Annotated in this window: 29 protein-coding genes; 12 read left to right on the forward strand and 17 right to left on the reverse strand. The window is 68.2% G+C overall.

Annotation, left to right across the window (positions count from 1 at the left end; translation table 11 throughout):
• Positions 1–2: 2 nt before the first annotated feature.
• From ACK5NO_RS02600 to ACK5NO_RS02665, 14 genes are all read right to left on the reverse strand, one after another.
• Complete coding sequence (locus ACK5NO_RS02600; RefSeq protein WP_416811109.1) at positions 3–1,232, reverse strand: flagellar hook-length control protein FliK; 1,230 nt, start codon at positions 1,230–1,232, stop codon at positions 3–5.
• Positions 1,229–1,663 (reverse strand): flagellar FliJ family protein, encoded by a 435-nt coding sequence (locus tag ACK5NO_RS02605; protein ID WP_416811110.1) that lies wholly within the window; start codon positions 1,661–1,663, stop codon positions 1,229–1,231. The genes ACK5NO_RS02600 and ACK5NO_RS02605 overlap by 4 nt, the downstream gene beginning before the upstream one ends.
• Entirely contained in the window at positions 1,663–2,991 is a 1,329-nt protein-coding gene (locus ACK5NO_RS02610; RefSeq protein WP_416811111.1) for a FliI/YscN family ATPase, read from the reverse strand. Before ACK5NO_RS02610 ends, ACK5NO_RS02605 begins: the two co-directional genes overlap by 1 nt.
• Positions 2,988–3,602, reverse strand: a complete 615-nt coding sequence (locus tag ACK5NO_RS02615) for a FliH/SctL family protein (RefSeq protein ID WP_416811112.1) — start codon at positions 3,600–3,602, stop codon at positions 2,988–2,990. The genes ACK5NO_RS02610 and ACK5NO_RS02615 overlap by 4 nt, the downstream gene beginning before the upstream one ends.
• The gene (gene fliG / locus ACK5NO_RS02620) at positions 3,592–4,593 is read right to left on the reverse strand and encodes a flagellar motor switch protein FliG (protein WP_416811113.1); all 1,002 of its coding nucleotides are present in this window, start codon (positions 4,591–4,593) and stop codon (positions 3,592–3,594) included. Before fliG ends, ACK5NO_RS02615 begins: the two co-directional genes overlap by 11 nt.
• Complete coding sequence (gene fliF, locus ACK5NO_RS02625) at positions 4,590–6,218, reverse strand: flagellar basal-body MS-ring/collar protein FliF (protein ID WP_416811114.1); 1,629 nt, start codon at positions 6,216–6,218, stop codon at positions 4,590–4,592. Before fliF ends, fliG begins: the two co-directional genes overlap by 4 nt.
• Positions 6,218–6,523 carry a flagellar hook-basal body complex protein FliE gene (fliE, locus tag ACK5NO_RS02630; protein ID WP_416811115.1) on the reverse strand — a complete coding sequence of 102 codons (306 nt, stop codon included), beginning with the start codon at positions 6,521–6,523 and terminating at the stop codon, positions 6,218–6,220. Before fliE ends, fliF begins: the two co-directional genes overlap by 1 nt.
• A complete protein-coding gene (gene flgC / locus ACK5NO_RS02635; RefSeq protein WP_416811116.1) occupies positions 6,520–6,930 on the reverse strand; it encodes a flagellar basal body rod protein FlgC in 411 nt (136 codons plus the stop codon). Before flgC ends, fliE begins: the two co-directional genes overlap by 4 nt.
• Complete coding sequence (locus ACK5NO_RS02640) at positions 6,930–7,271, reverse strand: flagellar basal body rod protein FlgB (protein WP_416811117.1); 342 nt, start codon at positions 7,269–7,271, stop codon at positions 6,930–6,932. Before ACK5NO_RS02640 ends, flgC begins: the two co-directional genes overlap by 1 nt.
• A gap of 145 nt (positions 7,272–7,416) precedes the next feature.
• Positions 7,417–7,779: a hypothetical protein gene (locus ACK5NO_RS02645; protein ID WP_416811118.1), complete on the reverse strand. Its 363-nt coding sequence runs from the start codon at positions 7,777–7,779 to the stop codon at positions 7,417–7,419.
• On the reverse strand, positions 7,776–8,195 hold the full coding sequence (gene fliS, locus ACK5NO_RS02650; protein ID WP_416811119.1) for a flagellar export chaperone FliS: 420 nt from the start codon (positions 8,193–8,195) through the stop codon (positions 7,776–7,778). Before fliS ends, ACK5NO_RS02645 begins: the two co-directional genes overlap by 4 nt.
• A 9-nt stretch (positions 8,196–8,204) precedes the next feature.
• Positions 8,205–9,581 (reverse strand): flagellar filament capping protein FliD, encoded by a 1,377-nt coding sequence (gene fliD / locus ACK5NO_RS02655; protein ID WP_416811120.1) that lies wholly within the window; start codon positions 9,579–9,581, stop codon positions 8,205–8,207.
• A 123-nt stretch (positions 9,582–9,704) separates the two neighbouring features.
• Positions 9,705–10,835 carry a flagellin gene (locus ACK5NO_RS02660; RefSeq protein ID WP_416811121.1) on the reverse strand — a complete coding sequence of 377 codons (1,131 nt, stop codon included), beginning with the start codon at positions 10,833–10,835 and terminating at the stop codon, positions 9,705–9,707.
• A gap of 130 nt (positions 10,836–10,965) precedes the next feature.
• A complete protein-coding gene (locus ACK5NO_RS02665; protein WP_416811122.1) occupies positions 10,966–11,910 on the reverse strand; it encodes a sigma-70 family RNA polymerase sigma factor in 945 nt (314 codons plus the stop codon).
• Between the two features lie 338 nt (positions 11,911–12,248).
• On the opposite strand from ACK5NO_RS02665, the gene flgN reads away from it, so the two are divergent.
• The 11 genes from flgN (at position 12,249) to pknB (ending at position 23,978) form a co-directional block, all read left to right on the forward strand.
• On the forward strand, positions 12,249–12,731 hold the full coding sequence (gene flgN, locus ACK5NO_RS02670) for a flagellar export chaperone FlgN (protein ID WP_416811123.1): 483 nt from the start codon (positions 12,249–12,251) through the stop codon (positions 12,729–12,731).
• On the forward strand, positions 12,732–14,168 hold the full coding sequence (gene flgK, locus ACK5NO_RS02675; protein WP_416811124.1) for a flagellar hook-associated protein FlgK: 1,437 nt from the start codon (positions 12,732–12,734) through the stop codon (positions 14,166–14,168).
• Positions 14,169–14,172: 4 nt separating this feature from the next.
• Positions 14,173–15,072, forward strand: a complete 900-nt coding sequence (gene flgL, locus ACK5NO_RS02680) for a flagellar hook-associated protein FlgL (RefSeq protein WP_416811125.1) — start codon at positions 14,173–14,175, stop codon at positions 15,070–15,072.
• Positions 15,069–15,497 carry a flagellar assembly protein FliW gene (gene fliW, locus ACK5NO_RS02685; protein WP_416811126.1) on the forward strand — a complete coding sequence of 143 codons (429 nt, stop codon included), beginning with the start codon at positions 15,069–15,071 and terminating at the stop codon, positions 15,495–15,497. Before flgL ends, fliW begins: the two co-directional genes overlap by 4 nt.
• A 69-nt stretch (positions 15,498–15,566) precedes the next feature.
• Positions 15,567–16,274: an FhaA domain-containing protein gene (locus tag ACK5NO_RS02690; RefSeq protein ID WP_416811127.1), complete on the forward strand. Its 708-nt coding sequence runs from the start codon at positions 15,567–15,569 to the stop codon at positions 16,272–16,274.
• Positions 16,275–16,278: 4 nt separating this feature from the next.
• The gene (locus ACK5NO_RS02695; RefSeq protein ID WP_416811128.1) at positions 16,279–16,797 is read left to right on the forward strand and encodes an FHA domain-containing protein; all 519 of its coding nucleotides are present in this window, start codon (positions 16,279–16,281) and stop codon (positions 16,795–16,797) included.
• Between the two features lies 1 nt (position 16,798).
• The gene (locus ACK5NO_RS02700) at positions 16,799–18,004 is read left to right on the forward strand and encodes a PP2C family protein-serine/threonine phosphatase (protein ID WP_416811129.1); all 1,206 of its coding nucleotides are present in this window, start codon (positions 16,799–16,801) and stop codon (positions 18,002–18,004) included.
• On the forward strand, positions 18,004–19,335 hold the full coding sequence (locus tag ACK5NO_RS02705) for an FtsW/RodA/SpoVE family cell cycle protein (RefSeq protein WP_416811130.1): 1,332 nt from the start codon (positions 18,004–18,006) through the stop codon (positions 19,333–19,335). Before ACK5NO_RS02700 ends, ACK5NO_RS02705 begins: the two co-directional genes overlap by 1 nt.
• Entirely contained in the window at positions 19,332–20,798 is a 1,467-nt protein-coding gene (locus ACK5NO_RS02710) for a peptidoglycan D,D-transpeptidase FtsI family protein (RefSeq protein ID WP_416811131.1), read from the forward strand. The genes ACK5NO_RS02705 and ACK5NO_RS02710 overlap by 4 nt, the downstream gene beginning before the upstream one ends.
• Positions 20,795–21,811, forward strand: coding sequence for a serine/threonine-protein kinase (locus ACK5NO_RS02715; RefSeq protein ID WP_416811132.1), 1,017 nt, complete (start codon positions 20,795–20,797; stop codon positions 21,809–21,811). Before ACK5NO_RS02710 ends, ACK5NO_RS02715 begins: the two co-directional genes overlap by 4 nt.
• Positions 21,812–21,848: 37 nt before the next feature.
• Positions 21,849–23,978 carry a Stk1 family PASTA domain-containing Ser/Thr kinase gene (pknB, locus tag ACK5NO_RS02720; RefSeq protein ID WP_416811133.1) on the forward strand — a complete coding sequence of 710 codons (2,130 nt, stop codon included), beginning with the start codon at positions 21,849–21,851 and terminating at the stop codon, positions 23,976–23,978.
• A 237-nt stretch (positions 23,979–24,215) separates the two neighbouring features.
• Here the strand turns inward: pknB and ACK5NO_RS02725 are convergent, their stop codons facing one another.
• The 3 genes from ACK5NO_RS02725 to ACK5NO_RS02735 are packed head-to-tail and all read right to left on the reverse strand — an operon-like array spanning position 24,216 to position 25,809.
• The gene (locus ACK5NO_RS02725) at positions 24,216–24,842 is read right to left on the reverse strand and encodes an aminodeoxychorismate/anthranilate synthase component II (RefSeq protein ID WP_416811134.1); all 627 of its coding nucleotides are present in this window, start codon (positions 24,840–24,842) and stop codon (positions 24,216–24,218) included.
• On the reverse strand, positions 24,839–25,003 hold the full coding sequence (locus ACK5NO_RS02730; protein WP_416811135.1) for a hypothetical protein: 165 nt from the start codon (positions 25,001–25,003) through the stop codon (positions 24,839–24,841). Before ACK5NO_RS02730 ends, ACK5NO_RS02725 begins: the two co-directional genes overlap by 4 nt.
• Positions 25,000–25,809, reverse strand: coding sequence for a class E sortase (locus ACK5NO_RS02735; protein ID WP_416811136.1), 810 nt, complete (start codon positions 25,807–25,809; stop codon positions 25,000–25,002). The genes ACK5NO_RS02730 and ACK5NO_RS02735 overlap by 4 nt, the downstream gene beginning before the upstream one ends.
• A 113-nt stretch (positions 25,810–25,922) precedes the next feature.
• On the opposite strand from ACK5NO_RS02735, the gene ACK5NO_RS02740 reads away from it, so the two are divergent.
• Positions 25,923–26,174 carry a cell division protein CrgA gene (locus ACK5NO_RS02740; RefSeq protein WP_416811137.1) on the forward strand — a complete coding sequence of 84 codons (252 nt, stop codon included), beginning with the start codon at positions 25,923–25,925 and terminating at the stop codon, positions 26,172–26,174.
• Positions 26,175–26,597 lie beyond the last annotated feature (423 nt).

Raw genomic sequence — 26,597 nt, forward strand, 5'->3', positions numbered from 1 at the left:
TGTCACAGGTAGAGGTCAACGCCGCGCAGCGATGAGGCTGGCGGGTGTGCTGAAGTCACGGCCGCGCGGCCAGTGCTCTCGCCCAGTCCGGTTCCCCGGCCTCCGGGACTCGCGCCGGGTGTCCGGTGCCCATCGCGTGGGGACGAGTCCGACGACTGGTGCGAGGAGGCGCCGCTGTCGCCACCGACGTTGAGGTCTGCGCGCAGTCCGGTGGCGGCGAGGTCGCGCCTGAGGTCGCCCAGCGCCACGCGCAGGGCCTCACGTCCCGCGTCGGTCGCGCTGTGCAGGTTCACGGTGGTGGCGTCTGCGGTGATATGCGCGACCACTCTCACCGGACCAAAGTTCTCCGGCTCGACCACGATGGTCAGGACGTGCTCGCCAGCGGGCAAGCTTCTGACGGCGGCCAGGCGGGGGGTGAGTTGATCGACCAGCGGCGGCGAAACCGTCGGGGTGCTCGCTTGGCCGGGCGTCGAGGTCGACACCACCACGCCCGCGTCCACCGTGACCGCGGGCGCCGCCGTCGGCAGTGCCTGGCTCGGGCGCGCGACACCTGTCGCGGGCTCCGGCTCCGCGAGTGGGGCAGGTACCGCCAGCACGGACACCGGGGCGTTGTCCACGGCCTCGCCGGGGTTCCCCGTGGGGTTGGCGGCGGCGTGGCCTGGCATGGTCGACTCCCCTTCGCGGTTCGCTGGCGCCACCATGGAGTGGCGCGCCTGCGCGCCCTGCAGGGCCGATGCGCTGGTGGGCTCCACGCCACCGCTCACCCGGGCAGCGGCACGGTCGGCGTCGGCGCCAGCCTCGTCTGGCGCGGGCGCGCCTGCGAGGTCGGTCTCCTGCGCGGGCGCGGCGCCCGTCAAGGCGAGCGAGTCCACGTCAGCGCTCGACTCGGCCGCCACGGCAGCGGCCGTCACCTGGATGGCCAGAGGGGCGCTCGGGGGAAGGCCCGCCACCGGCGCGCCCGCTGCCTCGCCGTCCTGATGTGGAGTCGACCCTTCATGGCTGGGCGACTCAGCGGTGAGCGGCTCGGTGGTGGGAGATGCGGTGCCGACTGACTCGGCGCTGGCTGACTCGTTGCTGGCGCGCTCCGTGCTCGACTCAGCGGCGCCGCTCGCCTCCCGGGCGCGCGCGACCGCCTGCTCCCACGTGTCGACCTCCTGGCCCGCCCCCGTGGCGTTCGCTCGCGACGCCGCTCGCGGCGCAAGGGCCGGGACGGCCACTGCGACGGCGGTCATTCGCCGCGGTCCTTGTCTCGCAGCGCCACCTCGTCGAGCACACGCTGCTCGTGGCGCTGGTCCTCGGCGGCAACCTCGTCTTCGTGGCGCTCGCGCAGCCGTTCGATCGCGGCGGACTGCTGGCGTGCGTGATCCCACTGCACCGTGGCGTCGAGCACCGCCGCCGTCGCGACGTTGACCGCCGCGTCGAGTTCACGCACCCGCGCGGCCGCCGCCGCCCGTAGCGCGAGCGCGACGTCTACCTGGGAGGTCGCCGTGGCAGCGGCACACTCGCGGGTTCCGGCGAGCCCCGCGAGGCCCGCGCGGGCGCTCTGTGCCGCCCGGGCCGCCTCGGTGCGGGCACCATTGTGGTGCGCAAGTTCAGCGGCGGCCCGCTCTTCGGCAAGCGCGCGGGCCCGCAAGAGCCCTTCGAGTGGGAACTGGCGATCCATCACTGCACCTCCAGGCGCGCGACAACGGTGGCGAGGTGGGTCCACGACTCTTCAGCAGTGGTCTGGGCCGAGATCTCTTGACGCAAAAACTCGTCGATGGCGTCGGCGTGCGTGACCGCCGCATCGACCAGCCGATCACTGCCCGGCTGGTAAGCGCCCACGTCGATCAGGTCCTGCGCGCGTCGGCGTGCTGCCACCACCCTGCGCAGTGTCATGGCGAGGTGGCGCTGCGGCGCCGTGGTGACCTGCGAGGCCACCCTCGAGATCGAGGCCAGCACGTCGATCGAAGGAAAGTGCCCCGCGTTGGCCAGCGCGCGGGTGAGCACCACGTGGCCGTCGAGAATCGAGCGGGCAGCATCGGCGATGGGCTCATTGTGGTCATCGCCGTCGACGAGCACGCTGTAGATGCCGGTGATCGAACCGTGCGCGGACGTGCCCGCGCGCTCCAAGAGCTGCGCGAGGACCGAGAAGGTTGACGGCGGGTAGCCCCTGGTCGCGGGCGGCTCGCCCGCCGACAAGCCGATCTCGCGCTGCGCCATCGCCACACGCGTCAGCGAGTCCATCATCAGGACCACGTCGTGGCCTTCATCGCGAAAGGACTCGGCGATTCGCGTCGCGACAGATGCGGCGCGCAGCCGGACCATCGCGGGCTGCTCGGCCGTCGCGATCACGACAACGGACCGTGCGAGCCCGTCCGGTCCCAGATCATCTTCAAGGAACTCCCGCACTTCGCGGCCGCGCTCGCCGATGAGGGCAATGACGTTGACGTGGGCGTCGGTGCCCCGAGCGATCATCGACATCAGGCTCGACTTGCCTACGCCCGAGCCCGCGAACAGCCCGATGCGCTGGCCCCTGCCCACCGTGGTGAGCGTGTCGAGCGCCCGCACCCCCAGCGACATCGGCCTGTCGACGCGCTGACGGTCGAGCGGCGCGGGCGCCTCGTGGGACAGAGGGACCCGGCCGCACGCGGCGCCGAGCGCGCCCTTGCCATCCATCGGCCGGCCCAGTCCATCGAGGACTCGCCCCAACAGTGCGGGACCGGTCGGCACCAGGAGCGCCGTTCCCGTCGCCGTGGCGGTCATCCCCACGTGCAGCCCCTCGACCGCACCCAGGGGCATGCACCGCAGCATGGACGCATGGGCAGCGACCACCTCAGCCAGCGTCGGGCCCTGGCGACCGTCACCCAGTTCGATGACGTCTCCCACGGCACCCGGGAGCCCGGCGACGTCGAGCGACAGCCCCACCACGCGCGAGACCTCCCCTCTGTACTGTGGCGCCGCGGCCCGCACGGCCGCCTCAAAGTCGGCTCCCAGGACCGCCGTCGTCATGGCTGTCCCCTCAGTGCCGCTCGCGCGCGGGCGAGCGCCTCACCTACGCGCCCGTCCACTGACCCCGCGGAGTGCACGGTGACGTAGTCACCGGCGCTGAAGTCCGGATCTACCTCGACGGTGACGCCCGTGGGAAGCAGACCGGGCGTGGCCGCGAGCGCCTGCTCAAGATGGGGATGATCAGACGCGCTGACACGGAGCACCACCGCCTGGACGCCAGGCGGGACGGCGAGTGCGCGCCCCACGAGCGTGCGTGCAGCGTCGGGCCCGGGCGCGAGTGCGTGGCCCAGCACAGCCTCGGCAAGCTCGATCGCAGCCTGGGCCACCAGCCCTTGCACCTGCGTGACGGCCGGGGCCTCGCGGGCACGCCACCGCTCGATCTCTTGCCCCAGTGTCGACACCGCGCGAGCGAGCTCGCGGTCACGCGACGCCTCGCGGGCCGCGAGCGCGGCGCGCTCTGCTTCGCGCTCGGCGAGTGCGCGAGCGGCCGCCTCGCGGGCACCGGCCGCCCACCCCGCTGCGAATCCGGCCGACTGCGCCGCGTGCGCACCTGCCCGCGTGCCGGCAGTGAGGGGCGCGGGCACAAAGCTCGCTGCACCGTCACGCGACATAGTGGTCCTCGGAGTCGCGGCTAATCATGATCGCGCCGGTCTCCTCGAGACCACGGATCACCTGCACCACCCGTGAACGGGCCTCTTCCACCAGGGACATCCGCACCTTGCCCAGCAGGTCAATCTCCTCGACCAAGCTTTCCCTGGCGCGCTCGGACATGTTGCGCAGCACCTTGTCCCTCACCGCATCGTCGGCCCCCTTGAGTGCCGTCGCGAGCGTCGAGGTCTCCACCCCCCGCAGCACCAACTGGATCGCCCTGTCCTCGAGCAGCGTGATGTCGGCAAACACAAACATCATCTGGCGAATCTGGTCCGCCAGGTCCGGGTCTTGCTCGGTGAGCCCCTCGAGGATGAGCTTCTCCGTCGCGGCATCGGCGCGATTGATGATCTCCACCAGGGGCGCCAGGCCTCCCACCGCGCTCATCTCATGGGACGTAATCAGCTTGGTGGCCTTGCGCGCCAGTTCCTCGGCGACCAACGTCACCACGTCCGGCGACGCACGCTCCATGAGGGCGATGCGACGCGCGACGATGGTCTGCGTTTCCGGGCTCAGTCCGGCCATGATGGCGGACGCATGCTCGGGGCGCAGGTGCGCAAGCACCAGCGCGATGGTCTGGGGATGCTCACCGGTGAGCAGGGAGACCACTTGACGCGCATCGGCCCTTCTCAAGAACTCGAAGGGCTGCACCTGCACGCGGCTCGAGAGCCGCTCCATGACCTCGGCCGCCTTCGCGGGCCCGAGGGTGGATTCGAGCAGCCTCTGTGCGTAGGCCAACCCCCCTTGAAAGTTGATGCCCGCCGCTGAGGTGCGGCGAAACTCGTCGAGCACGTCGGAGACGATGCTGGGGTCGACGGCCCCGAGTTGCGCGATCTCCGCGGTGACCTGGTCGATCTCGGCCTCGCTGAACTGGGCCATGACCTGCGATGCCGCCTCGGGGCCCATCTGGACCAAGACCAGGGCGGCCTTCTGCGCTCCCGTCAAGGTGGTCACGTAGCGCTCCCCGCACCGATCCACCCGCGCAGCACATCCGCTACCTCCGCCGGCTGCTGGGCGGCAAACTGTGCGATCTCCTCACGCACCACGGCCGTCACGGCACCTATGTCGGGCACCGGCGCCGCCTCAAGCACCAGCGTCTCGTCGGTCAACGAGACGGCGTTGGCCTGCTCAAGGAGGGCCTGCGTGCGTGCCTCGAGCGCAGCCTGGGCCCGGGCCTCCAGCTCCTCAACGGCCTCCATGCTCAGCGCCCCCTCGCGCAGGCGACGACGGCGCGTCATGACCATGAGCGTCACCAGCACGGTGACCAATGCCAGGCCGATCGCCGCCCAGGTCGCGACCCGCCCATAGAAGTCGCGCGATGCCGCTTGCTCAGCGAGCGCATCGGCCTGCGTCAGTGCCTCCTGAGCGGCGTCAGCCGCGCTCGTGTCAAAGGCCATGCTGGTCACCGCGACCACGTCGCCGCGTTCGGGAACGATGCCTGCGGCCGCCATCACCATCGTCTCGAGCGCCGCCTGGTCGAGAGAGCTGGCGACGGCCCGATTGGTCACCACAGACACGCTCTGACGGCGCACGGCTCCCTGCGCACCTTGGGTGGTCTCCGTGACCTTGTTGACCGCGTTGTTCTGGACGGTCTCTTCCTTGCGGTACGACCCTGTTCCCGTATCGCCGTCTGGAACCGAGATGTTGTCCGGCCCCAGCACGCCGGCCTCCGTCGTGCCCGTCCCCGTGTACTCCTCAAGGACGCTCGACTCTGACAGCGGCTGCACGTCAGGGTCGGAGGCGAAGGTCTCTGAGGTGGTCTGGCGCTGGTCGAAGTCGAGCTCAGCGCTCACCGACACCATGGCGTTGCCCACCCCCACCACGCGATCAAGCATCTCTTGCACGTTGGCGGCGATGCGCTGCTCGTACTCGGAGGTTTGGCCGGCGTGCTCCAGGGGGGCCGATGCGCCACCGAGTGCCGACAGCACGATTCCTTGGGCGTCAATCACCGCGACGTCGGCGGCGCTCATGCCCTCGATGGAAGCCGAGACCAGGTGGACGACTGACTGCACCTGGGCAGAACTGAGCGATGCGCCAGGAGAGGTCTCCACAAACACAGAAGCGGTGGGCGCCTTCTCCTGGGCCGCGAACACCGTCTCCTCCGGCAGGGCGAGCTTCACGCTTGCCGCCGTCACCCCGTCGATCGCGCTGATGGTCGCCGCGAGCTCCCCTTCGAGCGCACGCTGATAGGTCACGTGCTGCTGGAACTCCGAGCTCGTGATGGACATGCCATCCAGCAGCGCGTAGCCAGCCTCGGTCCCGGTGGGCAGGCCCGCCGCCGCGACCGTCAGGCGCGTGTCGTACAACTGATCGTGCGGCACCAAAATGGTGCCCCCGCCACCCGTGAGCTCGTATGGCACGCCCGCGGCCTCCAACTGCTCGACCACGGCGGCGGCGTCCTGCGCAGCCAGGTCCGTCAGCAGCGGCGCCATCGCCGGCTTGCTCGTCCACGTAACCAGCGCCACCACACCGACCGCGACGAGCGCGGCGAGCAGGACGGCAAACACCCGCTGCGCCATCGACATGGCCTGGACGCTCGCGCGCAGCCGCTCGAGCGCCGACTCCACCTGTGCCGGCATCAGGCCTGCATCCTCATGATCTCTTGGAAGGCGGCCACCGCGCGGTTGCGCAGTGCGGCCGTCAGTTCAAGCGCCACGGCGGCCTCGGTCGCGGCCACGGTGTAGTCATGGACGTCGGCCAGGTCACCCGTGACGGCCTTGACGCCGAGTGCAGTGCTCGTCGACTGGAGGGCACTCACATTGTCGACTGCACCCGCCAGGACCGACGCGAAGCCGTCGTTGTCCGAGACCGGCTCGACGGTGCTGAGGTAGGACGTCGCCTGGACCCCCTGGATGCCGATCGCCTCCACAGGAAGCACGCTCATGAGGACCTGCCAATGGTCAGCGCGGTGGAGTACATGTCGCGGGCCCGGTCCACCACGGCCGCGTTGGCCTGGTAGCCACGCTGGGCAAGGATGAGCTGGCTCATCTGGCTCGACATGTCGATGTCGGGGTAGCGCACGTAACCGTCCTCGTCCGCCAAGGCATGCTCAGGCTCGTAGACCAGGCGGCCTTGAGCCGAGCCCAGGACCGCACCCGCCACGTGCACCCCGCCGGTCTGCCCGCCCTCGGTCGCGTTGGCCTGCGCCACGATGTACCGGGCTTGGAACGCCTCGTCATCGGTGGACGCGACGGTGTTGACGTTGGCGAGGTTGTCCGCGATCGCGTCAAGCCAACGGCGGTGCACGCCCAGGCCCGACCCCGCGATACCGATGGCCGCAAAAGTCCCCATCAGCTGGTCCTCAAGGCCGTACGAATCGAGGTGAACGATCCTTCGAGCGCCCTGGTGGCCACCTGGTAGCGCAGCGTGGTGTCGGTGTTGGAGATCACCTCGGTGTCGAGGTTGACGTTGTTGCCGTCTTCGCGGGTGGGTTCGAGCGACACCCCCACCGAGGCCTGAACCGCGCCGGTTCCGTCGGCCACCGCCGCCGCCAAGGCGTCCTCAAACGCAACCTTTCGCGCCTGGTAGTCAGGGGTATTGACGTTGGCGATGTTGTTGGCGATGACCCGCTGGCGCAGGGAGAGCGCGTCGAGTGCGCTGTTCATCGCTACGTAGCTCACGGAATCGAACACAGGGAAAGGCCCTTCGTGGTGACGTAGGCCCATCCCTGGCCAAGGCAGCGAGCAATCCGTGCTCACCGGCCATATCGACCCACCTGGTCGGTCGGTGAGGAAACGCGGCAGTGGTCTATGTCACCAAGGACGGTGGCGCACGGCGCTACGCGGGGGTGTCGACGTAGACCGGTGCCCGGGGGCCGCCCAGATCGAGCGCCGCGATGGCCTTGTCATGCCTGCGGGACAGGCGCGCTGCAGCCGCCAGCTCGCGGCACACCCGCGTCTGGCGCTCGAGCAACGCCCGGGCCCTCACGTCGAGGTCGGCAGGGATCAGCCCAATTCCCTGCGGAGGGCTCCAGGGTTGCTTGCGTGAGCCGTCGGGGGCACCGTCGTGGACACCGTCGGGAGCGCTGTCGTGGGTACCGTGATGCGACGCGAGCATGGCTTCGGCCACTGCGACGTCCATTTCCAGGTCGCTCAGCGCCTGTTCCCATGCAGCGCGCCACGGCGACGGCGCGGTACTCATCCGACGCGCAGGGCGCTCACCGCGTGGGTGTCGCTCCCGGCGACCACCTGCGCGGCCGCTTGGGTCCAAGCCTCATGGAGGGGCTGGACCAGGGCGCGGGCCGCGGCCACCTGATCCGGACTCGCCGCGACGTTAGCCTCCACCAGCGACGTCCCCAAGAAGGCGTAGATGCTCATGAGCTGGGGCGCACCCGCCCATGCGTCTTGGTTCAACGTCGCCGCGAGTTCGGAGACGATGTCCTGTGCGTGGGTGAGTTGAGCGTTAGCGACGTCACGGTGGCCCGCGCGCAGGGCCACTTCGGCTCGCTCCAAGTCAGCCAGGAGCCGGTCGTACAGCATGGTGAGCAAGAGCGCGGGCGACGCGGTCGAGACGGTGTCATCGAGGTACCGCGCACGTGCGGACTGGTAGCTGAGCAAGGTGGCCCCCTAGCTGGTGGTCAAGGCGGACAGTTGGCTCTCGAGCCAACTGGACTGGGAGTTGAGGTTCGACAGGGTGACCTCGAGGTTGGTGTAGGTCGCTTGGAGGGTCGCGCGGCGCTGCTCGAGCCTCACATCCCACTGGGCGATCTGCGTCGCGTAGCGATCGACCAACGACTGCTGGCTCTCGACCTTCGCGGTGAACGTGCCTTCGTAAGGATCGGAGGCGGCGGTGGTGGCCGTCTCGACACGCGCGGCGAGTTCTTGGACAAATGCCGCCGTGCCCTCGGGATCGTCGGCGACTGCCTGGGCAAACGCCGCTTCGTCGAAGGTCACGGTGCCGTCCCTGCCCAGGACGATGCCGACGGACGACGGGGAGACCCCGTCAACGGGGTACGAGGCTGCCTGCAACAACTGCGTGCGCAGCATGCGCACCCCCGCGTCGCCACTGAGCAGGCCACCGGTGACGGACGTGGTCCCGTCGTCGTTGGTCACGGTCGTCGTGGCCGTACGGGAGTCCATGTCGGACAGCACCACCGCAAGCGCGCCCACGAGCCCGCTCGCGAGGCTCTTGACCGCCGAATGGTCGGCCGCGACTGTCACCGTGACGGGGTCGTCCGCCGCCGTCACCTTGGACACGGTGACGTCGACGCCCGTCATGAGTCCCACGAAGGTGTTCGACGACTGCGTGTAGGTCTGCTCGTGTGCGCTGCCCTTCCACAGGGTGATCGCAGCGTCGGAAGCTTCGCGCGCGATGGACGTGTCGATGCGCGTGGCGGTGCCGGCCGTGGCCGCCGCCTCGTCGCCAGCGAACACCTCGAACGTGCCGTCGCTACCGGTGGCTGCGGAGGTGAACTGCACGCGGTACTCCTCGCCGCCACCAGAGGGCACTCGCACCACGGTGGCGATCACGCCAGCATCGGCGTCGTTGACCGCCTTGGCCACCTCTTGGGGTGACCCACCTGCGGCAGTGATCTCGCGCATCGTCCCGTCGGCGTGGCGGATGGTGAGGAGGGGCGGGTCCGGCACCAGAGGCGAGCCGTCAGCCACCGCTTGGCTGAGCGACACTTGCGCGGTCGCCACCGAGTCCACGGAGAACGTGAGGCTGGCCGCCGTGCTCGCGCCCGAGGCCTTCGCGCTCACGGCCGAGTGGCTCGAGGTCGCGCTAAAGACCGCCCAGTTCTTGGCCGTGCTCGCGCTCGTCGCGGCCTCGGCAAGCGAGCGGAGCTTCGCGTTGATGGACTGCAGCGCGGTGACCACGTCTTGGGTGGTCGCCTGCTTGCTCTTGAGGAGGGTCTGCGGCGCGGCCTCGATCTGCATCAACTGCGAAATGATCGTGGTGGTGTCGAGTCCGGAGACGAGTCCGTCGATGCCCAGGCTCGCCATGCGAGACCTCCTTGTCGTGTGTTCTTGACGGGCCCTGGGGCGCGAGACAGGCATGGGTGCGCCTGTCTCGCGCCGCCACCGCCGGGGCAATACCCGTCACCACCGGCGGCCAGAGGTCATGTGCTAGCGCAGGAGCGAGAGCACACCCTGGGGGATCTGGTTCGCCTGGGCGAGCATGGCCGTGCCGGCCTGCGACAGGATCTGGGCACGCGTGAACGAGACCATTTCCGACGCCATGTCGGTGTCGCGAATGCGGCTCTCGGACGCGGACAGGTTCTCCACCGCGACGTTGAGGTTCTTGATGGTGTGCTCGAAGCGGTTCTGGACAGCACCGAGGTTGGCACGAGCGGTCGACACCGTCTCGATCTGGGTGTCGATGAGGTTGATGGCCGCCTGAGCGCCCGCCGCCGAGGTGAAGTCAAGTCCACCCGCGATGGCGGTCGCGGTCCCCACACCGGTTCCCGCAGCGGCAGGCGTGGCCGCCGTACCGCCGGTGACGGTGCCACCGGTCTTCGAGGTCACGACCAGCTCGTTGTCCCCGTTGACGGAGGCCGAGAAGGTGTTCGAGAAGTGAGTGTCCTTGTTCAGGGCGTCCGCAACGTCCTGAACGGTGTTGTAGGAGCCGGCTGCACCGAGGGTCACCGAGGCGTCCACCGCACCGTTGGTGAACGACATCGCGCCGGTCACGTCGGTCGGGGTGAGCACCTCAAACGACGCGCCCGCGTTGCCCAGGTTGGACGAGATCGCCTTGACGTTGACCGAGGCGAGGTTGACCTGAATCTGCGAGTTGGCGTTGCCATCTGCACCCACCTGGAAGTTCAGCGTGCCCGCAGAGCCGTCGAGCAGCTTGGTGCCGTTGAAGTTGGTGGAGTCAGCGATACGCGTCAGCTCGGACTGGAGGCTCGTGACCTCGGTCGCGATGTTGGCGCGCGCCTCAGCGTTGTTCGAGTCGTTGGCGGCCTGAACGCCCAGGTCGCGCATGCGCTGGAGGATCGCGTGAACCTCGGTGAGCGCACCTTCTGCGGTCTGGACCACGGAGATGCCGTCCTGGGCGTTGCGGGCGGCGACCTTGAGGCCACCCACCTGCGAGCGCAGGCCCTCGGAGATCGCCAGACCGGCTGCGTCATCCGCCGCCCGGTTGATGCGGAAGCCGCTCGAGAGCTTCTCCAGCGACTTGCTGAGGTCGTTCTGCGTGTTCGAGAGGTTGCGGTAGCTGTTGACTGCCGCGATGTTCTGGTTGATCGAGAGTCCCATGATGGTGCTCCTCCTTGAGGGTGTTGGGAATGGCACCCATCCGTGGGTGCTCAGGACCCCCATCGGAGCCCGTCAAGGGAAGTTGAGGAATTGTCGCCTCCTCATCGTCATCCAGGGATGACGCCCGCGATCAGCCGATGCGCACCGCGTCTTCTGGGGGCAACGCGGCCTGGCGCATGGGCACCACGGTGCGGGCATGGCCCGCTTCTGAGGCGCGCGCCGCCATGGCGGCGTAGAACGCCTGGCGCCGGCGCACGGCGACGCCGGCGTCCGGGTCCACCACAGGGGCGGCATCGGCATCAAGGGTGGACCGCATGCCGTCCTTGAGCAGCGTGAGCGCCTCGGTGCGAAGTTGACTGATGCGTGAGCGCGTCACGCCCATCTCCTCCGCCAACTCTGCGACGGGACGATCCCGGAAGAACAGCTCCTCGACCACGTGGCGCAGCTTCTCCGGCAGGGCTTGCACGCCAGCGCGCAGGTAGTGCACCTGTTCCGCGCCCAACAGCGCCTCCGCGGGCGTCACTGCCGGATCCACAACGCTGTGCGCCACGGCAGAGTCGAAGGCGTCCATAGACAGCACGCGCGAGTCCAAGTCGACCCGCGCGGCGAGGACCTCCGCCTCCGTGATGCCGAGCGTCTGAGCCACCTGCGCTGTTGAGGGCGCTCGACCGAGCTGGCCCGTCAGTGTCTCGACGACAGAAGAGACGTCGCGGGCCCTGCGTCGAGCCGATCGGGGCACCCAGTCCATGGAGCGCAGCTCATCGACGAGCGCTCCCCGGATCCGCATCGAGGCGTAGCGCGCGAAGGGCACGCCCTTGTGGGCGTCGTACGCGCGCGCAGCCAATACCAGGGCATACGATCCCGCCGACGCGAGGTCGGATCGTGACACGTGGGATGGGACTCGTGCGGCGATCTCGTTGACGCAATAGCCGACGAGCGCAAAGTTCGCCTCCACAAGGGAGCGAACTTCTTCATCGGCGTGATCCATGGCGACATTGATACGGCAAAGGGCGCTGGGACCCGCGACCCGCACGTCGTTGCCGCCGTTGTGTAGCGTCGAAACCGGAAATGTCACGGCGCTGCACCCTTGCCGCACAGGGACGGCGCTCATTCCCCATTTTTTTGGGCAAGAACACTAACACCCCTCGTAAAGAAGCCTGAGAGAGCGAAAAACGAAAGAACGGAAGAAAGGGAAAATTGCCGCCAATCACGGCCGGATTCTCACCATGTGAACATTCTCACACTTGGGACCGATTCGAGCTTTTGGGTCGTTGACGCGGACGGTTCCCTCCGAAAAACCTGGACTGTAGGCCTAGACCCTAAACTCGGCTCGACCTGGCCGATGGGTGTGACACCAGGCCGTGCGCGGCCAGCACAGAAAGACGGGCCCCCGGGCTCGGGAGAGCAGGACCCATGGGACTCGACGCACTGTCGAATGTGCTCTGGAAGGAGCGCGAACTCCTCGACACGTTGCTGTTCAAGCTCGAGGTCGAAGAGCTCATCATCGCCCACGGGCGCACTCGGTGGCTCGGGCGCGCGGCGCACGACGTCGAGCGGGTGCTCGACCACATGCGCGAACTCGAGGTGGGCCGAGCCGTGGAAGCGACCGACGCCGCAAGCCTGCTCGGCCTCGGAGCTGATGCCAGCCTGCTCGAGATTGCTGGCGCAGCGCCTGAGCCCTGGAACGACATGATGCACAGCCACCACCTCGCCCTCACCACCGTCACGGCGCAGATCGACGCGCTGAGCCACGCCAATCACGCGCTGCTCGAGCAGACCCTGAGGGCAACTCGGGAAGCACTCGTGGGGATCGAGGCCGCGGCCGGCGAGTACGACCCCACCGGCACTCCGCGTGGCTCTGACGGCGGCGCGCTGCTGTTGGACCAGGACATCTAGATGAGTACCTTCTCCGGACTGTCGACCGCCCTGTCGTCTCTCATGGCGCAACGCATCGCCCTCGAAGTCAGCGGACAGAACATCGCCAACGCCAACACGGCCGGGTACACCCGCCAGCGTGCGGACCTGGAGGCGCTCACCGCCTCGTCCGTGTCTTCGCTGTTCTCCACGCCGGTGACCTCCGGCAGCGGTGTCAGTGCCACGGGGATCGCGCGGCTCGGCGACCAGTTCGCCGACTCTCGCCTACGCTTCGCCACCGCACAGGCCTCGCACCATTCATCGATCGCGACCGCCTTCTCGCGTCTCGAATCGGTGGTGAGCGAGCCGGCGGACACCGGAGTGGCCTCTGGTCTTCAGGCGTTCTGGAGCGCATGGGAGGACTTGTCCAACGGTCCCGACAGCTCAGCCAACCGCACCGCAGTGATGGGAGCCGGCCAGGCGCTCGTGGGGCAACTGGCAGACACGTACCGGGCGTACGAGGCTCAGTGGAACGCCGCTCGCAGCGACGGACAGTCACTGGTAGCGGAGGTCCAGGCCTCCGCCCAGGGAGTCGCAGAACTCAACGAGCAGATTCGCTCCGTGCTCGCCGCGGGGTCTTCCGCCAATGAACTCATGGACCAGCGCGACCTGCTTGTCACCCGCCTGTCGGCGCTCGTGGGGGCCACCGCCACCGCCCAGCACGACGGCACGGTCACCGTGATGGTTTCCGGCAACCCCCTTGTCCAGGGCGACAGGGCCACGGGTATCACACTCGGCGGATCAGCGGTGATGACGCAGGCGCTCGGCGAGCCCGCTCCCACCGCTGCCACCGCACACCTCGAGTGGGCCGACGGCACCGCACTCGTCCTCAACGGCGGCGAACTTGCCGGCATCGTGACCGCACTCCAGCCCACCTCTCTTGGTGGCCCGTTGTCCTCCTCCCTCGACGCCGTGAACGGTCTCGCCTCTGACGTAGCCGCGCGCGTCAACGCCCTGCATAGCGCAGGCACCACCCTCGCAGGGGCGCCATACGACACGGGCGTCGACTTCTTTAGCTTTCAGGACGGCATGCCGCCCGCACTCGGCCTCGCCGTCGCTATCACCGACCCTCAGCACGTTGCGGCCGCTACCGCAGGAGCGGGGGCCTTCGACGGCTCCGTCGCGAGCGCACTGTCTCAGATCGGCGCGTCTCAGGACGGGCCCGATGCCACCTGGCGGGAGTTCGTGGTCGAACTCGGCGTGACCGCGGCGGCTGCGACGCGTCGCGCCAGCGTCTCGGAGACTGCCCGCACCACCGCTCAGTCGGTGCAACTCGCGGCGACCTCGGTCGACGTCGACGAGGAAGTCACCAACATGCTCGCGTATCAACGCGCCTATGAGGGAGCGGCCAGGGTCCTCACGGCCATGGACGAGATGCTCGATACCCTCATCAATCGCACCGGAGTAGTAGGAAGGTAGCGCCGTGATTTCTCGCGTGACACACCAGACCATGCAGCGCTCAACCCTCGGCAACCTCCAGCTGAACCTGCGGTCCATGGCCGACCTGCAGGCGCGCCTGTCGTCGGGCAAGAACCTCTCTGCCGTATCGGATGACCCGGGCGCAGCGAGCCGTGCCATGACTCTGCGTGCCGAGCAAGCCTCCTTGGTGCAGGCCAAGCGCAACGCAGACGACGGCGCGTCGTGGCTCACACAACTCGACACTGCTCTGCAGGGCTCTGTGAATGTCCTGCACCGCGTCAGGGACCTCACGGTGCGGGGCGCAAACTCCACCACCGCGGGCAGCGCGGCCGTCGAGGCGATCGCCACCGAGCTCGAAGGCCTGCGCGACTCCATGCTGGACCTGGCCAACACTCGCCTCAACGGACGGCCAGTGTTCGCGGGCACGGCCGCGGGCGGCACCGCCTTTTCGGATGCAGCGGCGGCCACCCCCTACGAGTGGCAGGGCTCAGCGACGGGGTCCGTCACTCGGCGCGTGGGCGCCACCACGACGCTGCGCGTGGACGTGGCGGGGCCTGCGGCCTACGGTTCCGGCACCGACTCGGTCTTCCAGCTCATCGACGACATCGCGGCCGACCTGCGTGCCGGCACAGAGGTGTCCGGTCGCCTGACTCAGATTGACGACAGATTGAACACCATGCTGGCCTCCTTGACCGATGTCGGCGTGCGCCACAGCCAACTGACCGATGCCCAGGACGCGCTCGCGCTGTCGCTCCAGGACGTCAAGGGGGCCATCTCTCAGATCGAGGACGTCGACCTTGCGCAGACGGTGATCGACCTGCAACTCCAAGAAGTGGCGTACCAGGGCGCGCTAGGAGCGACCGCTAAGGTTCTCCAGCCCACGTTGTTGGACTTCCTGCGATGACCGGCCCCCTGCCCGCCCCCATCTCCGCTGCCTGGCCAGAGCGGTTCACGTTCGTTGAGGCGCCCCCTGGATTGGCGGGACTCACCACCTTTGAGGTGGCGGCGTTGGACGAGTCGGGCCTGCTGGTCACCCTGCGCGCGGTGGACGAGCCGTCGGTGCGGTTGTTTGCCCTGCTCGCAGCGCCCTACTTCCCTGACTACCGCCCGACCGTTGACGCTGCCGTGCTGGAGCGCTTGGGACTCGGACCCCAGGACGCCGCCACGATTGCGGTGATCGTCAGTCCAGGCGCAAGCTCTGATCACACGGCAAACCTGCTCGCTCCCGTCATCGCCAACGCCCGTACCGGTGCCGCCCTCCAAGTGGTCCTCGATGGCGACGCCTGGCCTTTGCGGGCGCCGCTCGCCGCCCCGGGGCAAGCCCACTAGCGTCCGCGCAGTCGTGTCGCGACCGGGCGCACTGTAGTCCTAGGGGACGGTCCAGATACGATGCATCTCATGGGTGTGCTCGATCGCTTCGAAAAGGGCGTGGAGAACGTGATGCAAGGCGCGTTCGCCAAGACCTTCAAATCAGGGGTCAAGCCGGTCGAGATCGCGAGCGCAGTGCGGCGTGAATGTGACGCGCGTGCCGCCGCGGTCGACCGGTCACGCACTGTCGTGCCCAACGAGTATTCGGTGTCCCTGTCCTCGACCGACCACGACTCCATCGAGCAGTGGGGCGCAGAGGCCCTCACGCACGAGCTCGAGGACGCCCTGCGTGACCACGCCGAGCGCCAGCGTTACAGCTTCGTGGGGGCAGTGAAGGTCGAGTTCAACCTCGACGAGTCCCTGTCGACGGGCCGCCTCGCGGTACGCAGCCGCTCCACGCGCGGACCGGTCGCCCCCGCCACCACACGCGACCACCACTCGCGCTACCCGCTGCTCGACATCGACGGCGAGCGCTACCACCTCACGGGTGAGATGACCGTGATCGGCCGCGGCTCGGAGGCCGACATCGTGGTCGACGACACGGGCGTCAGTCGCCAGCACTGCCGTTTCGAGGTCACCGACCAGGGCACGATCCTCACCGATCTCGGTTCGACCAATGGCACCCAGGTCGAGGGCCAGCGCATCACCGAGGTCACGCTGCTCGACGGCAACGCGATCCAGGTGGGCCGCACCACGATCATGTACTGGGACGGCATGCCCGTCGACGAGGACCTGTAGTCGCATGAGCGAACTCTCGATCACCCTGCTGAGGTTCGGCTTCCTCATCCTGTTGTGGGCGCTGGTCCTGTCCGCGATCGGCGTGCTGCGTGCGGACCTGTACGGCACGCGCGTCACCACGCGCGGCCGCGGTCGCCAGGCGCGACGCCATGACGGGCCGCGCGACAAGGTCGCGGCAATGTCGCGCTCCGCGACGGGCGTGCGCACGGGCTCGATTTCCACGAGGGACGATGCGGTGGCTCACCTCGCGGTGACGTCCGGTGCCCTGAAGGGCACCACCATTCCGCTCGGCACGGCGCCCATCATGGTGGGCCGCTCCCCGACCTGCACCCTCGTGATCGACGATGACTACTGCTCGGCCAAGCACTGCCGCATTTTCCCCGAGGACGGCGGCTGGAAGGTCGAGGACTTGGGCTCAACCAACGGCACCTTCCTCGACAACCAGCGCGTGGACGACCCCATGCCGTTCAAGCGGGGCGACAAACTGCGCCTGGGTGCCACCACCGTCGAGCTGAGGGGATGACGTGTTCCTCGGTTTCCATTTTGCCGCGCGCTCTGACGTGGGCCTGATCAGGTCCAACAACCAAGACTCCGCCTTCGCCGGCGCCCACCTTCTGGTGGTGGCCGACGGCATGGGTGGCGCTGCCGGTGGAGACATCGCCTCGTCGATCGCGGTGGGCCGGCTCGCGGCTCTCGACGGCGAATCACACGGTCCCGACGAGGCGCTCGACGAGCTCAAGCGCGCCATCGCCGACGCCCACACCGACATCGTGGGCCGCGCCCAGAACGACCCCGAGCTGTCGGGTCTCGGCACCACGGTCACGGCACTGTTGCGTGCCGGATCCACCTTGTCGATGGCCCACATCGGCGACTCGCGCGCCTACCTGCTGCGCGACGGCGGGCTCGATCAGGTCACCACGGACCACTCCTTTGTGCAGCACCTGGTGGACACCGGCCGCATCTCCGCCGCCGACGCCGAGCACCATCCCAAGCGTTCGATGTTGTTGCGCGTGCTCGGGGACGTCGACGCCGACGTCCCCGTCGACATTTCCGTGCGCGAGACCCGGCCGGGCGACCGCTGGATGCTGTGCTCCGACGGTCTCAGCGGCGTGGTGAGCCGCGACACCCTGCACTCGACGCTCAAGGAGGTCGAGGACCCCGGCGATTGCGCCGATGCGCTGGTCGCCTTGGCCCTGGCCGCTGGGGCTCCGGACAACGTCACGTGCGTGGTGGCGGACGTGGTCGACATCGATGCCGATCCGGACGGTGTGGGGCCGTCGACGCACTCCCAGATCGTGGGGGCCGCGGCCCGTGACAGGCATCGGCCATCCGCTGGTGGAAACTCGGCCGCGGCGAAGGCCGCGCGCCTGTCCACGCCCACGGAGGCCGACGAGGAGGAGCAGCCGTCCGGCTGGGAGCGCGTGTGGCCCAAGATTCGCCCGTGGGTGCTGCCTCTCGTCGCCCTACTCGTCGTGATCGGCGGCGCCTGGGGCGCCTACCGGTGGACCCAGACCCAGTACTACGTGGGCACGTCCGACGGGTACGTCGCGGTCTTCCGGGGCATCCCGGAGGAACTCCCCTTGGTCACCACCCACACGTTGGTTGAGCGCACCGATCTGCGACTGCTCGACCTGCCCGTGTACCAACAGCAGCGCATTGAGGCCGCGATCCGTTCGGGCAGCCTCGACGGCGCCCGGGATGTGGTTTCTGCCCTGGAGGACGAGGCCTAGTGGCCACGGTCGCCGAGCTCGAGGTGCGCGCGGGCCGACGCTCTGAGCTGGCGTTGCTCGCGATCTCCTGGTCGATCATCGTGCTGGCGCGCGCCCTCGTCGACTATCACGCCGACTTCCTCGTGCTGTCCGAACTGGGCTGGTACGCGCTCGGCGCGGCGTTGCTCTTGGTGGGCTCGCACCTGATGCTGCGCCGCTATGCGCCCGCGGCCGACCCGGTCCTGCTGCCTGCGGTGTTCGCGATCAATGGCGTAGGCCTTGCGATGATCCGCCGCATCGACTTTGCCGAGGGCACCAGTTTTGGCGCGGCCCAGATCGGGTGGACCATCGCAGGTGTCCTGCTCGCGATGGGCGTGATCTTCAGTCTGCGCGATCATCGCAAGCTGCGACGCTTCACCTACACCGCAGGCATCGTCGGACTGGTGTTGTACATGCTGCCGCTGGTGCCGGGACTGGGCATCACGGTGAACGGCGCGCGCATCTGGATCGAGATCTTCGGTCGCTCCCTCCAGCCCGGCGAGTTTGCCAAGGTCGCCATGGTGGTGTTCTTCGCCGGCTACCTCGTGACCAACCGGGACACGTTGGCCCTCGCTGGCCCCAAGTTCTTGGGATTGCGTTTCCCGCGACCGCGCGACATGGGCCCGTTGCTGGCCGTGTGGGCGGCGGCGCTGCTGCTGATGGTCTACCAGCGCGACCTGGGCGCATCGTTGCTGTTCTTTGGCATCTTCCTTGGCATGCTCTACGTCGCAACCCAGCGCATCTCGTGGGTCATCACAGGCCTGGGGATGTTCGCAGTGGGCGCCGTGGCCGCAGGCGTGGTGTTCCCCCACGTGCGTGCCCGCTACGACGCGTGGCTCAATGCGCTCGATGCTGACCTCTACGCCGCAGGCACCTCCGAGCAGTTGGTGCGTGGCATGTTTGGCATGGCCTCCGGCGGCCTCTTTGGCACAGGTCTGGGCGAGGGCCGCCCAGACCTGGTCTACGCAGCCGAGTCCGACTTCATCATCGCCTCGGTCGGCGAGGAGCTGGGACTGACCGGCCTCATGGCGATCCTCGCGCTGTACCTGATCATTGTTCAGCGGGCCTTCCGCATGTCGATTGGCGTGCGTGACGGCTTTGGCAAGTTGCTGTCCGCTGGCCTGGGCTTCGCGCTCGCGCTGCAGGTGTTCATCGTGGTGGGCGGCGTGACCCGCGTGATCCCCCTCACCGGGCTGACGACTCCGTGGCTCGCCTACGGCGGCTCGAGCATGCTCGCCAACTGGATCATCGTGGGTCTGCTGCTGCGCATCTCCGATCAGGCCAGACGGTCCGCGCAGGAGGTGACCGCATGAACGAGCCCGCACGGCGCCTCAGCGTGATCGTCCTGATCATGTTCCTCGCGCTCATGGCGGCAGCGTCGTGGATTCAGGTGATCGGCGCCGACGACCTCAACCAGGACGCCCGCAACGTCCGCACTCTCTACCGCGAGTACGGCAACTTCCGCGGACCCATCGTCGTGGATGGCGAGGCAGTGGTGTGGTCCGAGCCCGTCGACGACCCGTTCAACTTCCAGCGCACCTATGCCAACGGCCCCCTGTACGCCTCCACGACGGGCTTCTACTCCGTGGTCTACGGCCGCACCGGGCTCGAGCAGACGGAGAACGAAGTGCTCTCCGGCACCGCCGACTCGCTGTTCTGGACCCGCCTGGGCAACCTGTTCTCCGGCGAGCAACAGCAGGGCGCCTCTGTCGAGACCACCCTGTCGGGCGTGCTCCAACAGACCGCGGCCGAGGCCCTGGGTGACCGCACGGGCGCCGTGGTCGCACTCGACCCGGCCACCGGTGAGATTCTCGCGATGGTGACGAGCCCCACCTATGACCCGGCCGCGCTCGCCGGGCACACCACGAGCGAGGTCAACAACGCCTACGCGGATCTGCTGAACCGCGAGGATGGGCCGCTCATCAACCGCGCGATCGCCGGCGACACGTACCCTCCGGGTTCGACCTTCAAGCTCGTGGTCACCGCTGCAGCGCTCGAGTCCGGGTACACGCCCGAGACCGAGGTCTACGCGCCCACGGAGCTCGACCTTCCGCAGACCACTTCCACGATCGGCAACTACGGCGGCGCGACGTGTTCGAGCACCGACTACATGTCACTCCAAGACGCACTGCGCATCAGCTGCAACACCGCGTTCGCTGACTTGGGGATGTCGCTGGGCTGGAGCGTCATCGAGCGCAAGGCCGACGCCTTTGGCTGGGGTGAGGACCTCGACATCCCGCTGTCGGTCACGCCGTCGCGCCTGTCCGAGGACCCCAACGCCGCTCAGACCGCGCAGAGCGCCATCGGCCAGTTCGACGTGAGGGCCACTCCGCTGCAAATGGCGATGGTCGCAGCCGCCATTGGCAACGACGGCACCCTCATGCGGCCCTATCTGGTCGACACGGTGCGCGCCCCCGACCTCAAGGTGCTGTCCACCACCGAGCCTGAGGTGCTGCGCGAGTCCATGACAAGCAAGGATGCCCAGGACCTTACGGACATGATGGTGAGCGTCGTGGCGGATGGCACCGGCCGCTCCGCGCGCATCGACGGCGTCGACGTGGCAGGCAAAACCGGCACGGCAGAGACGGGCCAGGACACCGCGCCTCACGCGTGGTTCGTGTCGTTCGCTCCCGCCGACGACCCGGTGATCGCCCTGGCAGTCATCGTCGAAGAGGGCGGCGGCGAGACCAGTGCCACGGGCGGGTCGCTCGCGGCACCCATCGCCAAGACCATCATGCAGCGCGCCTTGGAGTTGGCTCGGGAGGGAGAACTGTGAGCATCACCGCAGGCACCACCCTCGGGGGCCGCTACGTGCTGAACAGCTTGCTCGCCGTGGGCGGCATGGGCGAGGTGTGGCGCGGGCAAGACTCGGAGTTGGACCGCCCGGTGGCCGTCAAGGTCCTCAAGGAGGGCGCGGCAGCCAACGACACCTTCCTCCAGCGGTTCCGCAACGAGGCCAAGAATGCCGCAGGTCTGACACACGAGAACATTGCGCAGGTCTTCGACTACGGCGACCAAGAAGGCACCGCCTACCTCGTGATGGAGTTGGTCGAGGGCGAACCGCTGTCCACCGTGCTCGAACGCGAGAAGGTGCTCGCCGAGCCGCGGCTGGTCGCGATCATGGCCGCGACTGCCCGCGGCCTGCAGGCCGCCCACGACGCCGGCATCATGCACCGGGACATCAAGCCAGGCAACCTGCTGATCGCGGACGGCGACGCCCTGAAGATCACCGACTTTGGCGTGTCCCGCAGTACGGACCAGACCACGTTGACGCAGACCGGCATGGTCATGGGCACCGCCCAGTACCTCGCACCGGAGCTCGCACTCGGCAAGCCCGCAACGCCCGCCTCGGACCTGTACGCGCTGGGGATCATCGGCTTCGAATCCGTCAACGGCAAGCGGCCCTTCACCGCCGCCAGCGCCGTCGACATCGCGATTGCGCACGTCAACGAGCCCGTCCCCGCCCTGCCGAACACGGTCTCACCTGCTCTCGCACACCTCATCATGGATCTGCTCGAAAAGAACCCGCGCAAGCGGCCGCGGACGGCCGTGGCGCTTCTGGAGCGCCTGGCCGCGCTCGAACTCACTGAGCCACCCCGCACCCCCGGGTGGGGCGAGCGGCAGGTGGCCGATGCTACGGCAGCCGCTGCCGCATCGGCCCCTTCCGATGGCGCCCGCACCCGCACCAGACGAGGCCGTACGATGCCGCCCAGCATCGCCCCCAAGGAGTACCGCCCACGCCCGGACGTGCAGCCTCGCGGGCGCACACAGGGATCAGTGGGACAATGACCACCGAAGTGACCACCCACGTGGGAGACAAAGAGTAATGAACGACGACGCGAAGATCCTCGCTGGCCGATACGAAGTCGGTGAGCTCATCGGGCGCGGCGGCATGGCCGAGGTCCACATCGGGTACGACACCCGGCTGGGACGCACCGTGGCCATCAAGATCCTGCGCCCCGACCTCGCACGCGACCCCTCTTTCCAGACGCGGTTCCGCCGTGAGGCGCAGGCCGCTGCCGGGCTCAACCACCCCGCCATCGTCGCCGTGTACGACACAGGCGAGGACTCGACCTTCGGCGTCGACGGCTCTCACCAGGCCGTGCCCTTCATCGTCATGGAGTACGTCGAGGGTCACACCGTGCGCGACATCCTCAAGGGTGACGTCGCCGCTCCCATTGACGAGGCCGTCGAGATCACCACGGGCGTGCTGACCGCGCTGGACTACGCGCACCACGCGGGGCTGGTCCACCGCGACATCAAGCCCGCCAACGTCATGCTGACGCCCACCGGCGCTGTCAAGGTGATGGACTTTGGTATCGCTCGCGCCTTGGCCGATGCGGGCAACACCATGACGCAGACGCAGGCCGTCGTCGGCACCGCGCAGTATCTGTCGCCCGAGCAGGCACGCGGGGAGCAGGTGGACGCCCGTTCCGACCTGTACTCCGCTGGATGCCTGCTATTCGAGCTGCTGACGGGACGCCCTCCCTTCGTCGGTGACTCGCCCGTATCCGTGGCGTACCAGCACGTGCGCGAGGAGGCTCCCAAGCCGTCCTCCTTCGCGTCCGACGTGCCTGCCGAACTCGACGCCGTCGTGGGCCGTGCCCTCGCCAAGAACCGTGACCACCGCTACGCGACCGCCCAGGAGTTCCTGGGGGACCTACGTGCGGTCATGGGGGGCACGCCGCTGAGCCCCTCCACCGGGGCGATCGCCATGGGCTCCGCCGCCTTCGGGGCCGGCGCCGCGGGTGTGGCTGCGGCAGCGGCCGCTGGCGCGCACCCCACCTCCGCCACCGAACAACTCACGCCCGAGCAGTGGGCCGACCAGCCCACCCAGGCCATGCCAGCCCAAGACGCTCCCGTGACCGGTGAGACCCAGGTCATGACGTCGGCAGGCGCCCCATGGGCGGCCGTCGGTGCAGGCGATGGCGGGGTGATCCCGCCGCCCCAGTCCTCGACGGTGGCCGTGACGGATGAGCACGACCTTGAGGACGACGAGGACGCGCGCCGCCGCAAGATGATCCTGTGGATCTCGCTCGGGGCGGCCGCGCTGATCGCCCTGATCTTGGTCCTGTGGCTGCTGCTCAAGCCCGATGCGCCGACAGAGCCGGAGACCGTCATGGTTCCCGTGCCCGCCGTCGCCGGCCTGACGCAGGCCGAGGCCGAGACTCTACTCACCACCGACGGGCTCGTGCCCCGCGTCGAGACCGAGGCTTCCGCCGAGGTCGAGGAGGGCGTGGTCATCCGTAGCGAGCCCGAGGAGGCCGTGGAGGTCGAGGAAGGCAGCGAGGTGCTGCTCGTGGTCTCCGCCGGGCCTGATGCCGTGGAGGTCCCCTCCGTGCGGGCCATGCTCCAGGCGGAGGCTCGCCAACGCCTCGAAGACCTGGGCTTCAACGTCACGCGCGTCGAGACCGAGGACGACAAGGACTTGGAGAAGGACCGCGTCACCCGCACCGACCCCGTCGAGGGTGAGGAACTTCCCTACGGCTCCGACATCGTGCTGTACGTGTCGACCGGACAGGTCGAACTGCCTGACCTAGTCGGTATGGACGAGGACGCCGCACGTGCCGCGCTCACCGAGGTGGGCCTCATCCCTGACTTCACGGACGTTGAGGACGAGTCGGTCGCCCCCGGAACCGTGCTCAGCCAGAGCCCTTCACCCGGCAAGGTCGAGCAGCGCTCGACGGTCCAAATCGATGTGGCCGTCGCGCCGTCCACCGTGGCCGTCCCGGATGTCACGGGCAAGGGTCGCGCGGACGCCGAGCGTGAGCTTGGCACGGCGGGGCTGCGTTTCACCTACGGTGCCGAGCAGTACTCGAACGACATTCCGGCCGGATCTGTGATCTCACAGAACCCGAACGGCGGCACTCAGGTCGCACCCGACACCCAGGTCACTCTGGTGCTTTCGCTGGGCCCCGAGCCGGAGCCCGACGACACGGTGACACCGGCTCCCTAACCCCTCTTCCATCAAATGGATCCATTTGCTCGGTTGGCGGCGCGCTTCGCTCCGTCAAATGGATCCATTTGACTCGTGAAGGGGCGGGGCGAGCGTGACCCAGCGCTTGCAGCGCCGCTCCCTCTCGAATGCTCCGTAGCCACGCCGATGCGCACTCACCCGGGCAGTGTCCGCAGACAATCGCTCGTGGCGTGTAGCGACGCCCCCTGGGTAGCAGGTGGGCGTCGACTCCAGAGACTACTGACGTACGAGGGGCGACAGCCCTGCGGAGCGTGCCTCCGCATCGGGCATACCGCAGACCTCAAGCCAGTTCGCGAGCAAGCGGTGGCCGCCCTCGGTGAGCACCGACTCGGGGTGGAACTGCACACCGTGCAACGGCAGGTCGCGGTGCTTGAGACCCATGATGATGCCGTTGGCGGTAGTCGCGGTGACCTCGAGTTCGGCGGGCACGGTGGGGTTCTCGACAGCGAGCGAGTGGTAGCGGGTCGCGGTGAATGGTGACGGCAGGCCTACGAGCACCGACCCGCTTTCGTGGGTCACCTGCGAGGTCTTGCCATGCATCAGCTCGGGAGCGTGGGAGACGGTCGCTCCATAGACTTCAGCGAGGGCCTGGTGGCCCAAGCAGATGCCGAGCATTGGCGTGCCAGTGCGCGCGCATTCGCGGATGACGTCGTTGGACGCGCCCGCCTCGGCAGGAGTGCCGGGCCCAGGCGAGACCAGCACGCCGTCGTACTCGTCGATGTCGCCGGCATCGGCCACCGCGTCATTGCGCACCACAACCGTCTCGGCGCCCATCTGACGCAGGTAACCCACGATCGTGTAGACGAACGAGTCGTAGTTGTCGATCACCAGAATGCGCGTCATGTCTCCTCCACGGTGGTCTCTTGGATCGCAAGATACTCCGAGATCCACGGGAAAACGTACTCGAACAGCACCAGCACGACGCCGGCGATCACGATCAGCAGGATGAGCAGGCGCACCACGGTGGGTCCCGGCAGCGCGTTCCAGATCCACGTCGAAATCATGAGGGGAGCTCCAAGAGTTCTTCGGGCACGCCGTGGCCGGTGGGTGCCCAGTAGTCCAGGACACCATGGACGATCCAGCGCTCGGCAGCGGAGAACAGCGGGTGGCAGGTCGTCAGCGTGATGGACCGCTCCGTGGGTGCCACGCCCGGCTGGTTGGGTGTGGGGGCGATGACCTCGACGTGCTCCGGCGTCACGATGTGCCACGACTCGACGTGATAGACGAACCAGGCGTCCTCGGTCTGAATGATCAGGCTGTCACCGACCTCGAGCTCAGCAACCCTGTTGAAGGGCTTGCCGTACGTCGTGCGGTGGCCGGACAACGCGAAGTTGCCGATCTCGCCCGGCAAGGCGGTGTCGGGGTAATGGCCGATTCCCAGGGGGTCGAGCACATCGGGCCGGGTGACGCCCTCGGTCACGGGCCTGACGTAGTCCTCGCCCCAGCGGGGCACCATCATGGTCGCGAAGGTCTCCACAAACTCGGGGTACTCCATGGCCGGAGGGTCCCCGTCCGTGACCTTGAGCTCATCCGGGATGGTCTGCGGCCCCGTATCGGCGGTGACACCCTGCACCAGGTCATCGACGGCCGGGTCGACCCACTCGAGGCCCTCCACGACCTCGCGCTGCGCACGCTCTCCCTGGATGTCCGTATAGAACAACTGCCACACCACGAACAGCGCGAGCAGGGCCCCCGCGAAGATCAGCAGCTCGCCAATGATCCCCACCACGCTGAAGCGCGCACGCTCGGGACGCACGTGCGCTGGTGGGCGCCCGGCCGGGCCCGGAGGGGTCTGCAGGGGAGTGGCCATGGTGGCTCAAGCCTACGCGAGGACCGTTGGGGTATATAGACGCGTGCGCGCGGTAGGTAACCTGGTGCATGGACGCCCGGCAAGCGGGCACAGCAGAAGCATGGAGCAGCGACGTGGCCCTCAAGAAGAAGCCCCAAAATGGCACGCCTACCTACAAGGCCCCCAAGAAGTTGGGCAAGCCCGAGTCGGAGAACCCCAAGTGGCTCCTCCCCACGGCGCTGACGCTCTTGATCATCGGCCCCGCCTGGATCATCACGTACTACATCAGCGGCGCCCAGTGGCCGGCTCCTATTGGCGACCTGAACCTCGTGGTCGGCTTTGTGTTCATGGCCGCATCGATGGCGCTGTTCACCCGCTGGAAGTAGCCGCTCCCTGAGTTACACCTATGTAGTTATCCCCCGATGTGGACAAGGGTGGGGATAACTACACGCGTGTTATTCACAGTGGGGATGGAGATGTGGATAACTACACGGCGGTTATTCACACCTGGGGAAGAAAGCGTGAGAACTCCCTACGTGCCTCGAGGCACGTAGGGCTCATGAATCGAGGACCTCAGTTGCCTCGAGGCTTAAGCGGCTCGCGCAAGCGACTCCCGGGGCCGTGCGCGGCGGAACCTGGCCGGCAATCTGGCCCTGGACTGCAGGCACGCCGTCCGTGATGCCGCGCCGCCGCCCCCACCCCTGGAGGCAAGCTGCGCTCACGAATCTAGGCCACAGCCCGTATCGAGGCACATGGTGATCAGGCGCGGGCGCATGAGGTCGCGTGAAGGGAGATTCGGGGCACGCTAC

Origin of the sequence: Demequina sp. (assembly GCF_047975725.1) — a bacterium.
Classification (GTDB): domain Bacteria; phylum Actinomycetota; class Actinomycetes; order Actinomycetales; family Demequinaceae; genus Demequina.